This window comes from Paracoccus sulfuroxidans (genome assembly GCF_007830335.1).
Taxonomy (GTDB): domain Bacteria; phylum Pseudomonadota; class Alphaproteobacteria; order Rhodobacterales; family Rhodobacteraceae; genus Paracoccus; species Paracoccus sulfuroxidans.
In genome coordinates this window covers 137,792-151,512 of record NZ_VLKU01000006.1, presented here as the reverse complement: position 1 = coordinate 151,512, position 13,721 = coordinate 137,792, and the positions used below count along the sequence as shown (strand labels likewise).

Genomic DNA, 13,721 nt, shown 5'->3' with positions numbered 1-13,721 from the left:
CATGCGGCGCGCGGGACCTGAAGCGAAATCAATGCGTTCCACTTAGAACAGGACGGGTTCGTCCTCGGCCGGGGCATACATGTTGATTTCCATGCCGCAGGCGATTTCTTTCAGAACAGGTTTCGTCCAAGCCATTCCGGTCTTCTCCCCAATTGACCACGGGTTGTGGTCAGTCGATGCTATGCAAGGATTGAAACCAGTCAACTCGCCATAAGTAGTAGGATCGAAATGACACGAAGCTGCGCAGCCCCGCTTGGGTCAGGCATGTGAAGTTCTGATGTTTCACCTGATTCTGTCTGCCTGCCTTGTCGATCAGCCCGATGTATGCGCGCCGCGCCTGCTTCCCGCGGGCGATTCTGAGACGCGCGAGCAATGCCTGCAAAGCGGCCCGGCCATCGCGCGCGACTGGATCGCGCGGCATGACACGCTGAAGGGCAGTTCCACCGATTGCGTCGAAACCTCGGCCCTGTCTGCGCTGGAGGTCAAGGAAATCGCCTCGGGCGTCTGGTTCCATCAGGGCGAGGCCGCGCAGCTTTCTCCGCAGAACGGGGGGCGGATTGCGAATCTGGCCTTCGTCATCGGCGACAGCGTGGCGGTGATCGACGCCGGAGGCTCGCGCGCCGAAGGGGAAGAGCTTTACGCCGCCATCCGCATGGTGACGCCGCTGCCGATCTCGCATGTCATCCTGACGCATATGCACCCCGACCATATCCTTGGGGCCGAGGTTTTCTCGGAAGCCGGGGCCTCGGTCGTGGCAGATGCGCGGCTGCCCGATGCGGTGGCGCGGCGCGAGGCCAGCTGGATGATCAGCATTCCCCAGCAGATCGGGGCGGCTGCCTTCGCAGGCTCGGCCTTCGCCACGGTCGACCAGCCGGTCGACACGCCCACCGAGATTTCGCTGGGCGCGCGCATCCTAGACCTGACGCCCGCGCCCGTCGCCCATACCGACAATGACCTGACGGTGCTGGACCGCAGCACCGGCACGTTGTTCACCGGCGATCTGGTGTTCGAGGGGCTGACGCCCGCTATCGACGGCTCGCTGAGCGGCTGGCTGGACTGGCTGGCGCTGGACCCCGCGCCCAAGACGCAGCTGTTCGTGCCGGGGCATGGCCCCATCCGGACCTCATGGCCCGAAGCCATCGGACCCGAGATCGCCTATCTGCAGGGCCTGCGCGATGCCACCCGCAAGGCCATCGATGGCGGCATGCCGATGTCGCAGGCCATTCCGGCCATCGTCACGATGATGAAGCCCCTCTCGGACGGCTGGGCCGACTTTGCAGCAATTACCGCACGTAACGCGGCAACTGCCTATACGGAACTCGAGTGGCAATAGTATGATTGCCGTGCGGCGCTGACGCTGGCAAAGAACGTATTGAGTAAAGATAACGGGGGCTGGTATGGCAGCGTTTGGCTGGATGCGCGGGACTGTGCGCAAGGCGTTGGCGATCGGGGGGATGTCGGTCCTGCCGCTGATCACAGGGGTCGCGCCCGCGACCGCGCAAGATCAGCCGGTCATCCCGCCCAAGCGTGTGATGCTGATTGCCAATACCGACCTGCCCGGCGGTGATCTGGCGACCATTCTGGATATCCCGCTGCAAAGCTGCATCCGGGCCTGTCTGGACAATGACCAGTGCGAGGCGCTGACCTTCAACGACCGCTCGCGCGCCTGTTTCCCCAAAGGTGCCGATGCGGGGGCGCGGTCTCCCTTCACCGGCGCGTTCTCGGGCCTCGTGGTCCCGGCCTCGCCCGATTTGCTGGAACGGGCCGAGGCGCGGCGCAAGGCCGCCCCCTTCCTGACCGAAAGCGACATGAGCGCGGCCTATGATCAGGCGCGCAGCATCGGCGGCAACAACCCTCCGGTCGATCTGCCCGACGATCCGCAGGCGCTGGCCTCGAGCTATGAGATTTCGGGCGATTACAACCGCGCCGCCGCCATGCTGGCGATGCAGGTCGCGCGTGACGATCTGGGCTCGGACTGGATGAACCTGGCCCGGCTGCGGGTCAGCCATGGCTCGGCGGGCAGCGAGGAATCGCGCTCACTGGCGATCAACGCCTATCTGCGCTCCAGCGAGGATGCGCTGGCGGGCCGCGCGCTCAGCCTGCTGTCCTCCAGCTATGAGGCGGCGGATCGCAACAGTGATTCGCTGGCCACGATCCGGCTGGCGGCGCAGCTTGCCCCGAATGACAGCGCCATTGCTGACGCGCTGGAGAAATCCGAGGCCCGCAACGGCATGCGCGTCGTCGATTCGCAGGTCGAGGCCGATGGCCGCATGCCGCGTTTCTGCGCTTCCATGTCGCGCGAGCTGTCGACCAGCGTCGATTATGCCCAGTTCCTGCGCCTGCCTGCCGGTGACCTGACCGTCGAGGCCAGCGGCCAGCGGCTGTGCATCGAAGGCCTCAGCCATGGGGCCGACCTGCAGATCACCCTGCGCAAGGGCCTGCCCTCGGCCGATGGCGAGGTGCTGGCAAAGGACGTCGACCTGAAGGCCTATATCCGCGACCGCAAGCCTGAGGTGCGCTTCCCCGGCCGTGGCTATGTCCTGCCCTCGACGGGCGATCAGCGCATCTCGATGCAGACGGTCAACGCCGATGAGGTCGCGCTGCGCCTGCTGAAGATCTCGGACCGCAACCTGATCCGCGCCATGTCCGAGGACATGTTCGCAAGCCCGCTGGACCGCTGGCAGGTGGATTACTTCTCGGACCAGATGGCGCGCGAGCTGTGGAAGGGCACGGCAACCGTCGCCAAGCCGATGGGCCAGAACGGCCTGAACACTGAACTGACCACCAGCCTGGCCATCCCGGCTGAGGCGGGGCCGCTGGAACCCGGCATCTATATTCTCGAGGCCGGTCTGGTCGGCGCAAATGCCGAGGAAACCGGGCTTTCGACGCAGTGGTTCGTGATCTCGGACTTCGGCATCTCGACCTATTCGGGCACCGACGGGCTGACCGTCGTCGTCCGCAGCCTGCGCGACACCAGCCCCAAGACCGGGGCCGAGGTGGCGCTGGTCAGCCGCTCGAACGAGGTGCTGGCGCGGGCGATGACCGACGATCAGGGCGTGGCGCATTTCGCGCCCGGCCTCAGCCTTGGCAAGGACGGCGCGGCGCCTGCGCTCGTCAGCGTCGCCGACTGGCAGGGCGAAGGCGCGGAACGCGCGCCGCGCGACATGGCGTTCCTGTCGCTCTCCTCGCCCGAGTTCGATCTGTCCGACCGTGGGGTCGAGGGCCTGCCCCCTGCACCCGCGATGGACCTGTTCGTGACCACCGACCGCGGGGCCTACCGCGTGGGCGAAACGGTCAACGCCACGATCCTGACCCGCGACGCCGAGGCGCGCGCGCTGGACAACCTGCCCCTGACCGCCAAGATCATCCGCCCCGACGGGGTCGAGCTGACCACCATGGCCCCCCAGAAGGTCGCCAATGGCGGCAGCCTGCTGAACTGGACGATCCCCGGCAACGCGCCGCGCGGCTCGTGGCGGATCGAGCTTTATGCCCAGACCGATGCCCCGGCGCTGGCGACCGCCCGCATTCTGGTCGAAGATTTCCTGCCCGAGCGCATCGACTTCACCCCCGCGCTGCCCGAAGGGCCGCAGCGGGCGGGGGCCGAGCTGCATGTCTCGCTGGCCGCGCGCTGGCTGTTCGGCGCCCCGGCGGCGAACCTGCCGGTCGAGGGCAGCTACCGCATCTCGCCCTCGCGCGAGCTTTCGGGGCTTCCGGGCTATCTGTTCGGGCTTCAGGACGACGAAACCCAGCCGGTCACCGACATGCTGCCGGGAGGCTTCACCGACGATCAGGGCAATTTCGAAACCGACATCACCCTACCCGATGCCACGCAACTGGGCGCTCGCCCGGCCAGCGCCGACATCATCCTGAACGTGCGCGAGGGCGCAGGCCGCCCGGTCGAGCGTACCGAGACGCGGATCGTCATGCCCGACGCCCCCGTCGTCGGCATCCGTCCCCTCTTCGAGGACCTGACCGTCAGCGAAGGCAGCGACGCGCGCTTCAACCTGATCGCCGTCGGCCCCGACATGCGTCCGGTCGATGACAAGCTGGTCTGGCAGCTCAATCGTCTCGATGTCGATTACCAATGGTATTCGGTCGATGGCAGCTGGGATTGGGAACGCATCGTCAGCCGCAGCCGCATCGACGCGGGTGAGGTGCAATCGGGCCAGAACGGCATCGAGATCGACAGCCGCGTCGACTGGGGCGAATATGAGCTGGTGGTGAAATCGACCTCGGGCGACAGCCAGTCGTCGGTGCAGTTCTATGCCGGTTGGGGCGCTTCGGCCTCGGGCGGCACGGATACGCCCGACCGGCTGCAGGTGGCGCTGGACAAACCCGCCTATCGCACGGGCGAAACCGCCGAAGTTCGCGTCGAGTCGCTGTTTGACGGGCTGGGTCTGGTCTCGGTCCTGTCGAACCGCGTGGTGACGCTGCAGACCGTCGCGCTGAAGACCGGCGACAATACGATCAGCCTGCCGGTGACGGATGAATGGGGCGCGGGGGTCTATGTGACCGTCAGCGCCATCCGCCCCATCGAAGGCGTGACCGCCAGCGACCGCACCCCGGTGCGCGGCATCGGGCTTGCCCATGCCGCCGTCGATCCGGGTGACCGCAAGCTGACGGCCAGCCTGACCGCGCCCGCCGAGACGCGCCCGCGCGGCATGATTCCGGTGACGCTGAAGGTCGAGGGCGCAGCCCCCGGCGAACAGATCAACGCCACCATCGCGGCGGTCGACCAGGGTATTCTGAACCTGACCCGCTTTACCCCGCCCGATCCCTCGAAGCACTATTTCGGCCAGCGTCGGCTGGGCGTGGCGCTGCGGGACCTCTATGGGCGGCTGATCCTGTCCACCGGTGCGCCGGACGGCGCGCTGCGTCAGGGCGGCGACGCTTCGGCGGCCAGCAGCCCCGATGCCCCTCCGCCCACCGAAAAGCTGATGAGCTGGTTCTCGGGGCCGCTGGTCGTGGGCGCGGATGGCACCGTCAGCGTCGAGGTGCCCGTGCCCGACTTCAATGGCGAGGTCCGGGTGATGGCCGTGGTCTGGTCGCAGAAGGCGGTCGGGCAGGCCGATGCCTCGGTACTGGTGCGTGACCCCGTGGTGATGACGGTGACCGCGCCTGCCTTCCTTGCCCCCGGTGATACCGCGCAGGTCGGGTTGCGGCTGACCCATGCCACCGGCCCCGCCGGTGAGGTGGGCCTTTCGGTCGCCCAGACCGGCGGCGACAGCCAGCTGCAACTGACCCTGCCGCAGGACAAGGTGACGCTGGCCGAGAATGCCGAGGCCCGGCTTTCGATGCCGGTGACCGCCTCGGGTGGCGAGGGGCTGGCGCAGCTGCGCCTGACCCTGACCACTCCGGGGGGCGAGCAGCTGACCAAGGACATCGCGATCCCCGTCGCGCTGAATGAGCCTGACACCCAAAATCAGGACCGCATCACCATCGGCCCGCAGCAAAGCATGACCGTTCCGGCCACGCTGACCGACGGGCTGCTGCCCGGCTCGCTGGTGACCATGGCGGTTGGCCCCTATGGCCGGCTGGATGTCGCGGGCGCGCTGGCGCGGCTTGAGCGCTATCCCTATGGCTGCACCGAGCAGCTGACCTCGCGCGCGATGCCGCTTTTGTATCTGCCGCGCCTGTCGGCCATCGAGGGGGTGCCGAATGACACCACCTCGAACGACGGCGATCTGGACAAGCGGCTGCAGGATGTCATCGCCCAGATCCTGACCCGTCAGGCGGCGAACGGTGGCTTTGGCCTCTGGTCCGCCGACTCGGGCGATCTGTGGCTGGAAGCCTATGTCACCGACTTCCTGTCGCGGGCGCGCAGCGTCGGCTTCAAGGTGCCGGATCAGGCCTTCCGCATGGCCATCGACAACCTGCGCAACCGCGTGAACTATGCCACCGACCCAAGCGCCGCCTATGAATATGACAACGCCGCCCTTGCCTATGCGGCAGCGGTTCTGGCGCGTGAGCGGGCGGCGAACATCGGCGATCTGCGCTATTACGTCGACACGGCCGCCTCGGCCTTCAAGACGCCGATGGCGGCGGCCAACCTGGGCGCGGCGCTGGCGGCAGCAGGCGATCAGGAACGTGCCGACCGCATGTTCCGCGAGGCGCGCGAGAAGCTGAAGCTGATCGAGCCGGAAAAGCAGTACTATCGCAGCGACTACGGCACCAATCTGCGTGACGCGGCGGCTGTGCTGGCGCTGACGACGGAATCGCATTCGCAGGCGCTGGACGGGTTGGAGCTGGCCTCCAGCATCGGTGCCCAGCTTGACCTCCGCTCGACGAACCGCTGGGGTCTGTCGACGCAGGAATCGATCTGGACCATTCTGGCCGCGAATGCGCTGTCGCAGGATGCGCCGGGCATCGCGCTGAATGGCGTGCCCCTTGGCCAGCCGGTCGCGAGCCTGCCGGATGCTGCCAGCGCGCAGCTTTCGAACCCGACAGACAAGCCGGTCGAGATCACGCTGACCGCCACCGGCAAATCCATCGGCCCGCGTGCGGAAGGCGGCAAGGGCTACAACATCACCACCCGCGCCTATGACATGGAGGGTCAGGCGATCGATCCGAAGCAACTGTCGCTGGGCACCCGCTTCGTGGTCGAGGTGCGTGTCGAGCCCTGGAAAGAGTCCTCGGGTGGACGACTTCTGGTCGCGGTCCCGCTGGCGGCGGGCTGGGAAATCGACAACCCGAACCTGCTGCAGGGCGGTGATGTGGCCGCGCTCGACTGGCTGAAGGACCAGCCCTCGACCGATATGGCCGAGTTCCGTTCGGACCGGTTCGCGGCCTCGCTGACCTGGACCTCGGACCAGCCGTTCAGCCTGGCCTTCATCGCCCGCGCGGTGACGCCGGGGCAGTTCCGCCTGCCCTCGGCCAGTGTCGAGGACATGTATCGGCCCGAATACCGCTCGTGGAACGCCAGCGCGACGGCCACCGTCGCGCCCTGACAGGACGCCAGATCCAGCGCCGGTTGCCCCATGGGCACCGGCGCTGAAGCTTTCCTTGCCTTCCTGACCGGATTCCGTGCTAGGCTGGCCCGCGCAGGAGAGGAGGAGGCAGTTTTGTCCGCTACTCGCCACGAAGATCGCGTGGCCCAGGCGTCGCAATCGCCGGGTGCCGTGACACGGCTGGCCGCAAGCTGGCGCCGCTCGATGGTCAAGCATGGTCTGGACCCGGCCAGCGCCACGCAACGCCAGCGGCTCAGCGAAACCGAACTGGCCCAGAAGCTGGACCAGATGGGGGAATTCATGTCGGTCGCCGGACCGCAGCTGGACCAGCTGTTCCAGCTGGTCTGCCCGACCGGCTGCAATGTGCTGCTGACCGATGCCGAAGGCATCGTGCTGGATCAGCGCGTGAACGATGCGGATGCCTCGACCTTCAACGAATGGGGCCTGTGGAAGGGCGTCAACTGGTCAGAGGCGCTGGAGGGCACCAATGGCATCGGCACCTGTCTGGCCGAGGGTCGGCAGGTCACCATCCACCGCGACGATCATTTCTTTGCCCGCAACACCGCCATGTCCTGCATGGACGCGCCGATCTGGGGGCCGGATGGCCGCATCATCGCGGCGCTGGACGTCAGTTCCGCCCGCGCCGACCAGACCGAGCGCTGGAACGGGCTGATCGGGGCGCAGGTGGCGCAGACCGCCCGGATGATCGAGGCCGCGTTCTTCCGCGCCTCATTCCCGAAAGCCCGCATCATCGTCGCCCAGCACGAGGCCACGCCGGATGCCGCCCTGCTGCTGGCGGTCGACAAGGACGATCTGATGATCGGTGCCACGCGCGCGGCGCGGCGCGCCTTCGGACTTGAGAAAGAGGGCAGCCTGCGCCCCCGCCCCGCTGCCGATCTTCTGGGCCGCGAGGATGAGGCGACGGGCTTTGAACGGGCCGAACGGGCGACGGTGATTCGCGCCCTTGCACGGGCTGAGGGCAATGTCTCGCAGGCCGCGCGGGCCCTGGGGATTGGCCGGGCCACGATGTATCGACGCATGGCCAGACTGGGGATCGGGGAAAATTCCGGTCGACTGTCTCAGCCCTGAAACACATTCCGCAGCGCGGCACGAACTCTGCGTTGACGGAAAGGGCACGGGGGACACACCTTGATTGAGAGCCGGCTGGAGGAGCCGGACTGACAGGAGGATCTCATGCCGAACGACCAATCGCACGCCTTCAAAGGCGTCAACGCCGTTCCCTTTGCCAAGCGCTATGACAACTTCATCAATGGCGACTGGATGGCCCCGAAATCGGGCAAGTATTTCGTCAACACCACCCCCATCACCGGCGCCGAAGTCGGCGAAATCGCCCGCTCGAACGCCGATGACGTCGAAGCCGCGCTGGACGCCGCCCATGCCGCCAAGGACAAATGGGGTGCCAGCTCGGCCACCGAGCGCTCGAACATCCTGCTGAAGATCGCCGACCGGATGGAACAGAACCTTGAGCTGCTGGCCGCAGCCGAGACCTGGGACAACGGCAAGCCGATCCGCGAGACGATGGCCGCCGACGTGCCGCTGGCGATCGACCACTTCCGTTACTTCGCCGGTGTCCTGCGTGCGCAGGAAGGCGGCATCAGCCAGATCGACAATGACACCGTCGCCTATCACTTCCAGGAACCGCTGGGCGTGGTCGGTCAGATCATCCCATGGAACTTCCCGCTGCTGATGGCCTGCTGGAAGCTTGCGCCCGCGCTGGCCGCTGGCAACTGCGTGGTGATCAAGCCCGCCGAGCAGACCCCGGCCTCGATCATGGTCTGGGTCAGCGTCATCGGCGATCTGCTGCCCCCGGGCGTGCTGAACGTCGTCAACGGTTTCGGTCTGGAAGCAGGCAAGCCGCTGGCCTCGAGCCCGCGCATCTCGAAGATCGCGTTCACCGGTGAAACCACCACCGGCCGCCTGATCATGCAATACGCCTCGGAAAACCTGATCCCGGTCACGCTGGAGCTGGGCGGCAAATCGCCGAACATCTTCTTCGAGGACATCGCCCGTGAAGACGACGATTTCTTCGACAAGGCGCTGGAAGGTTTCGCGATGTTCGCGCTGAACCAGGGCGAGGTCTGCACCTGCCCGTCGCGCGTTCTGGTGCAGGAATCGATCTATGAGCGCTTCATCGAGCGCGCCGTGAAGCGCGTCGAGGCGATCAAGCAGGGCGACCCGCGCGATGCCGCCACCATGATCGGTGCGCAGGCCTCGAGCGAGCAGAAAGAGAAGATCCTGTCCTACATGGACATCGGTCGCAAGGAAGGCGCGGAAGTGCTGACCGGTGGCAAGGCGGCCGATCTGGGCGGCGAGCTGTCGGGCGGTTACTACATCGAGCCGACCATCTTCTTCGGCAACAACAAGATGCGCATCTTCCAGGAAGAAATCTTCGGGCCCGTGGTTTCGGTCACGACCTTCAAGACGCAGGAAGAGGCGCTCTCGATCGCGAACGACACGCTCTACGGTCTGGGTGCCGGTGTGTGGTCGCGTGACGCCAACACCTGCTACCGCATGGGTCGCGGCATCAAGGCCGGTCGCGTCTGGACCAACTGCTACCACGCCTATCCGGCACATGCGGCCTTCGGCGGCTACAAGCAGTCGGGCATTGGTCGCGAAAACCACAAGATGATGCTGGACCATTATCAGCAGACCAAGAACATGCTGGTCAGCTATTCGCCCAAGAAGCTGGGCTTCTTCTGATCGAACTGGCGGCCCCCTTTCTGGGGGCCGCTGCCTCCGGCAGGGGGGTATTTTTTTCAACAGAGAAGATGTCATGGGCACCGTAAGCGCCACTCCGGCTGCGCTGCAGCTTCTGGCCGAGATCGTCGCCGATCATGGCCCCGTCCTGTTCCACCAATCCGGCGGTTGCTGTGATGGTTCCTCGCCCATGTGCTATGCGCAGGGCGATTTTCGCATTGGCGAGCGCGATGTGCAGCTGGGGGAGATTGGCGGGATGCCCTTCTATATCTCGGCCGCGCAGCATGAGGCCTGGAAGCACACCGACCTGATCATCGACGTGGTCGAGGGGCGCGGCGGCATGTTCAGTCTGGACAATGGCCGCGAGCGACGATTCCTGACGCGTTCGGAGATCTGCAGCATTTGAAATGCGCGCGGTAACCTTGTATTGAGGCCGCGCAACAAGCGAGGCCCATCATGGCACATCAGGTATTCATCGACGGCGAGGCTGGTACGACGGGTCTGCAGATCCGCGACCGTCTGAAATCGCAAAGCGACATCGAGCTGATCCAGATCGATCCCGCGCGCCGCAAGGATGCCGATGCCCGCCGCGAGGCCTTTGCGGCCGCTGATGTCGCCATCCTGTGCCTGCCCGATGCCGCCGCCCGCGAAGCGGTCGCGCTGGCCGAGGGGCTGGATGTGCGGTTCATCGATGCCTCGACCGCGCATCGGGTCGATCCCGACTGGGTTTACGGCTTTGCCGAGCTGGCCTCCGGTCAGCGCGAGCGGATTGCCGGGGCCAAGCTGGTGTCGAACCCAGGCTGCTATCCGACGGGGGCGATTGCGCTGATCTCACCCTTGGTGCGGGCCGGGCTGATCGCCGCGGATGAGGCTTTGTCGATCAACGCCGTTTCGGGCTATACCGGCGGCGGCAAGGAGCTGGTCAACGAATATGAGCGCGGCGAGGGTCCGGCGACCTTCGTTTACGCCCTGGGCCAGAGCCACAAGCATCTGCCGGAAATCATGGGATATTCTGCGCTGTCGGCGCGGCCCGTCTTTGCGCCTTCGGTCGGGAATTTCGCCCAGGGCATGGCCGTTCAGGTGCCGCTGCATCTGGACGGGCGGCGGTCGCTGGCGAGCCTGCGGGCGGCGCTGGAGGCGCATTTTGCGGGCCAGCATTTCGTCCGCGTGATCGACCCGGAAGCCCGCGTCGTGCCCACCAAGCTGAACGGCACCAACCATCTGGAGCTGTCGGTGCATGGCAGCGACGAGAACGGCTGTGCGGTTCTGGTCGCGGTGCTGGACAATCTGGGCAAGGGTGCATCCGGCGCGGCCGTGCAGAACCTGAACCTGATGCTGGGACGCGATGAGGCGGCGGGGCTGTAAGGCCCCCCTGCCCCTGCGGTTTAGTCGGCCTTGATCTGGCGCGCCTCGCCGATCAGCATGATCGGGATGCCGTCGCGGATCGGGAAGGCCAGCCCCGCGGCGGTCGAGATCAGTTCCTGACGCTCGGCATCATAGCGCAGCGTCGTATGGGTGACGGGGCAGACCAGCGCCTCGACCATGCGGCGTTCGAAACTGCGTTCGGTAGGGTTTTCCGTGGCCTGGTTCATTGCAGAACCTCCTCATTGTCTCCGCCCCTGAGGGCATATTCCAGCAACCCGTCCAGCAATTCGCGCCGTTCCGCCAGCGTGCGGCATTCCAGCAGGGCCTGCTTTTCCTCGACCTGCAGGGGCAGCATCATGGAGAGCGAGTTGATCAGCATTTCGTCCCCGGTCTGGGCCGCGACGTCCCAATCGGTGACAAGGCCGCGTTCATCCAGATAGCGCTCGAGCCGTTCGAGGAAGCGCGTGCGGTCGAATTTCAGATCCTCTTCTGCGGTCGACAGGCGGTCGTTGCGGTAACCCTTCCAGTCGATGCGCGCGCGCAGATAGGGGGTGAAGCCCGGCAGCACCTCGAGCAGGCGGAAGCGCGAAACGGCGCGCAGCGTTACCATCAGGCGACCGTCCTCGGTCTCCATGAAGCTGACGATGCGGCCCGCGCAGCCGACGGCCGAGAGATGTTCCAGCCCGCCCTCGGCCGGTTGGATCATCCCGATCAGCCGCTGCGGCGTCTTCAGCACGTCTTCGACCATCTGCAGGTAGCGCGGCTCATAGATCTGCAGGGGCAGGCGCCCCCGCGGCATCAGGATCGCGTTCTGCAGCGGAAACAGCGCCAGCGTCTCGGTCAGGTCAAAGGCGCGGACCATCGGTCAGACGAAGATCATCGACGAAAGACGCCGACGACCTTTCTGCGCGATGGGATCGGTGGGCTTCATCGCGTCGAAAATGGTGAAAAGCTGCGCCTTGGCGGCACCGTCATTCCATTCGCGGTCGCGGCGGAAGGATTCCAGAAGCTGGTCCACGGCCTCTTCGATCTGGCCCCCGGCATGAAGCGCGGTCGCGTAGTCGAAGCGTGCCTGCTGGTCGTCGGGATTGGCCTCGATCCGGGCGCGCAATTCATCAAGCGGACCGGCGGAGGCCGCCTGCGCGGCCAGACGCAGCTGGGCGCTGGCGGCTTCGACCGGGGCCGAGCTGGCAATGGCGGCGGGGACCTGCGTCAGCGCCTCTTCCGCCGCTGCCGTATCGCCTGCGGCGACGCGCGCGCGGATCAACCCACCCCAAGCGGCGGCGTTTTCGGGCTCCTCGCCCAGAATTGCGGCGAAGGTTTCGGCCGCGTCTTCCGCCGCGCCTTCCTCGAGCATCGCCTCGGCGGCTTCCAGCGCCGCGCCAAGCCCGCCGTCATCGCCGCCAAGCGCCACGAGCTTGTCGACGAATTGCTTGAGCTGGCTGGGCGGCAGCGCGCCCTGGAAGGCATCGACCGGCTGGCCCTGGAAGAAGGCGAAGACCGTCGGGACCGATTGCACGCGCAGTTGCGAGGCGATCATCTGGTTTTCGTCGACATTGACCTTGGCCATGACGACGCGGCCCTTGGCCTTGGTCACCTCGGCTTCAAGCTGGGGGCCCAGCGTCTTGCAGGGTCCGCACCAGGGCGCCCAGAAATCGACGATGACCGGAACCTCCATCGACTTCTGCACGACCTCTTCCATGAAGTTGGCTTCGGTCACGTCCTTGATGAAATCGGCAGGACTGGGAGCGACGGCATTCGGGTCGAACATGGCGTATCCTTTAGCGAGGGTTATCCATTAGATGGCGCAGCACCCCGCCTCTTGCAAGGCAGGATGGGTCGGTTGGTCGATGCGAAAGGCCCAGGCCTAAAGATCGAAGCTGGCCAGCACCGGCACGTGGTCGCTGGGCTGTTCCCAACCGCGCACCGGGCGCAGGATGCGGCTGTCATGCCCGGCGTTCACGATATCGGGCGTGGCCCAGATGTGATCGAGCCTGCGGCCCTTGTCCGCCGCGTCCCAATCCTTGGCGCGGTAGCTCCACCAGCTGTAGAGCCGTCCTTCGCGGATGTCGTTGCGCGTCACATCGACCCATTTGCCCGCGTCCTGCGCAGCGGCCAGATGCTCGACCTCGATGGGGGTGTGGCTGACGATCTTCAGCAGCGCCTTGTGGTTCCAGACGTCGTCCTCGCGCGGCGCGATGTTGAGATCGCCGACGAGGATGGATTTCTTCGGATTGTCGGCATGGAAGGCGTCGCGCATCTCGGTCAGGAAATCCAGCTTCTGGCCGAATTTGACGTTCTGTTCGCGGTCGGGGATATCGCCACCCGCCGGGACATAGACGTTGTGGATGGTGATGCCGTTTTCCAGCCGCGCCGCGACGTGGCGGGCGTGGCCGAGGCTGGCATAGTCGCGGTCGCCCGCGTCCTCGATGGGCAGTTTCGACAGGATCGCGACGCCGTTATAGCCCTTCTGGCCGCGCGCGACGAGATGGGTGTAGCCAAGGCTGCGGAAGATCTCGAGCGGGATTTTCTCGACCGGGCTTTTGGTCTCCTGCAGGCACAGGATATCGGGCGCTTCCTCGGTCAGGAAGCGGGCGACCAGCGGCTCGCGCAGGCGGACCGAATTGATGTTCCAGGTGGCAAGGGTAAACATGGGGCCTCCGAAGTCCTGGGGCGGACCCTTAGGGCCGT

11 protein-coding genes are annotated in these 13,721 nt (G+C 66.0%); 6 read left to right on the top strand and 5 right to left on the bottom strand.

Annotated features, from left to right (window positions below; translation table 11 throughout):
- Positions 1 to 42 precede the first annotated feature (42 nt).
- Positions 43 to 135, bottom strand: a complete 93-nt coding sequence (pqqA, locus tag IQ24_RS11010) for a pyrroloquinoline quinone precursor peptide PqqA (RefSeq protein ID WP_145398009.1) — start codon at positions 133 to 135, stop codon at positions 43 to 45.
- A gap of 142 nt (positions 136 to 277) precedes the next feature.
- On the opposite strand from pqqA, the gene IQ24_RS11005 reads away from it, so the two are divergent.
- The 6 genes from IQ24_RS11005 (at position 278) to argC (ending at position 11,030) form a co-directional block, all read left to right on the top strand.
- The gene (locus IQ24_RS11005) at positions 278 to 1,333 is read left to right on the top strand and encodes a quinoprotein relay system zinc metallohydrolase 2 (RefSeq protein WP_145398008.1); all 1,056 of its coding nucleotides are present in this window, start codon (positions 278 to 280) and stop codon (positions 1,331 to 1,333) included.
- A gap of 64 nt (positions 1,334 to 1,397) precedes the next feature.
- Positions 1,398 to 6,947 (top strand): alpha-2-macroglobulin family protein, encoded by a 5,550-nt coding sequence (locus IQ24_RS11000; protein WP_242008087.1) that lies wholly within the window; start codon positions 1,398 to 1,400, stop codon positions 6,945 to 6,947.
- A gap of 114 nt (positions 6,948 to 7,061) precedes the next feature.
- Entirely contained in the window at positions 7,062 to 8,036 is a 975-nt protein-coding gene (locus IQ24_RS10995; protein WP_242008085.1) for a helix-turn-helix domain-containing protein, read from the top strand.
- A 105-nt stretch (positions 8,037 to 8,141) separates the two neighbouring features.
- Complete coding sequence (gene adh / locus IQ24_RS10990) at positions 8,142 to 9,668, top strand: aldehyde dehydrogenase (RefSeq protein WP_145398006.1); 1,527 nt, start codon at positions 8,142 to 8,144, stop codon at positions 9,666 to 9,668.
- Between the two features lie 73 nt (positions 9,669 to 9,741).
- Positions 9,742 to 10,071: a DUF779 domain-containing protein gene (locus tag IQ24_RS10985; protein ID WP_145398005.1), complete on the top strand. Its 330-nt coding sequence runs from the start codon at positions 9,742 to 9,744 to the stop codon at positions 10,069 to 10,071.
- 50 nt (positions 10,072 to 10,121) lie between these two features.
- Entirely contained in the window at positions 10,122 to 11,030 is a 909-nt protein-coding gene (gene argC, locus IQ24_RS10980; protein ID WP_145398004.1) for an N-acetyl-gamma-glutamyl-phosphate reductase, read from the top strand.
- A 20-nt stretch (positions 11,031 to 11,050) separates the two neighbouring features.
- Here the strand turns inward: argC and IQ24_RS10975 are convergent, their stop codons facing one another.
- The 4 genes from IQ24_RS10975 to IQ24_RS10960 form a co-directional block, all read right to left on the bottom strand.
- On the bottom strand, positions 11,051 to 11,257 hold the full coding sequence (locus IQ24_RS10975) for a Trm112 family protein (protein WP_145398003.1): 207 nt from the start codon (positions 11,255 to 11,257) through the stop codon (positions 11,051 to 11,053).
- The gene (locus IQ24_RS10970) at positions 11,254 to 11,892 is read right to left on the bottom strand and encodes an LON peptidase substrate-binding domain-containing protein (protein WP_145398002.1); all 639 of its coding nucleotides are present in this window, start codon (positions 11,890 to 11,892) and stop codon (positions 11,254 to 11,256) included. The genes IQ24_RS10975 and IQ24_RS10970 overlap by 4 nt, the downstream gene beginning before the upstream one ends.
- 3 nt (positions 11,893 to 11,895) lie before the next feature.
- On the bottom strand, positions 11,896 to 12,801 hold the full coding sequence (gene trxA / locus IQ24_RS10965) for a thioredoxin (protein ID WP_145398001.1): 906 nt from the start codon (positions 12,799 to 12,801) through the stop codon (positions 11,896 to 11,898).
- A gap of 96 nt (positions 12,802 to 12,897) precedes the next feature.
- Positions 12,898 to 13,683 carry an exodeoxyribonuclease III gene (locus IQ24_RS10960; protein WP_145398000.1) on the bottom strand — a complete coding sequence of 262 codons (786 nt, stop codon included), beginning with the start codon at positions 13,681 to 13,683 and terminating at the stop codon, positions 12,898 to 12,900.
- Between the last annotated feature and the right edge of the window lie 38 nt (positions 13,684 to 13,721).

What these genes read in the sequence shown, in the direction of transcription:
- pqqA (WP_145398009.1), bottom strand. Translation starts at nt 135, where the DNA reads ATGGCTTGGACGAAACCTGTTCTGAAAGAAATCGCCTGCGGCATGGAA.
- IQ24_RS11005 (WP_145398008.1), top strand. Translation starts at nt 278, where the DNA reads ATGTTTCACCTGATTCTGTCTGCCTGCCTTGTCGATCAGCCCGATGTA.
- IQ24_RS11000 (WP_242008087.1), top strand. Translation starts at nt 1,398, where the DNA reads ATGGCAGCGTTTGGCTGGATGCGCGGGACTGTGCGCAAGGCGTTGGCG.
- adh (WP_145398006.1), top strand. Translation starts at nt 8,142, where the DNA reads ATGCCGAACGACCAATCGCACGCCTTCAAAGGCGTCAACGCCGTTCCC.
- IQ24_RS10985 (WP_145398005.1), top strand. Translation starts at nt 9,742, where the DNA reads ATGGGCACCGTAAGCGCCACTCCGGCTGCGCTGCAGCTTCTGGCCGAG.
- argC (WP_145398004.1), top strand. Translation starts at nt 10,122, where the DNA reads ATGGCACATCAGGTATTCATCGACGGCGAGGCTGGTACGACGGGTCTG.
- IQ24_RS10975 (WP_145398003.1), bottom strand. Translation starts at nt 11,257, where the DNA reads ATGAACCAGGCCACGGAAAACCCTACCGAACGCAGTTTCGAACGCCGC.
- IQ24_RS10970 (WP_145398002.1), bottom strand. Translation starts at nt 11,892, where the DNA reads ATGGTCCGCGCCTTTGACCTGACCGAGACGCTGGCGCTGTTTCCGCTG.
- trxA (WP_145398001.1), bottom strand. Translation starts at nt 12,801, where the DNA reads ATGTTCGACCCGAATGCCGTCGCTCCCAGTCCTGCCGATTTCATCAAG.
- IQ24_RS10960 (WP_145398000.1), bottom strand. Translation starts at nt 13,683, where the DNA reads ATGTTTACCCTTGCCACCTGGAACATCAATTCGGTCCGCCTGCGCGAG.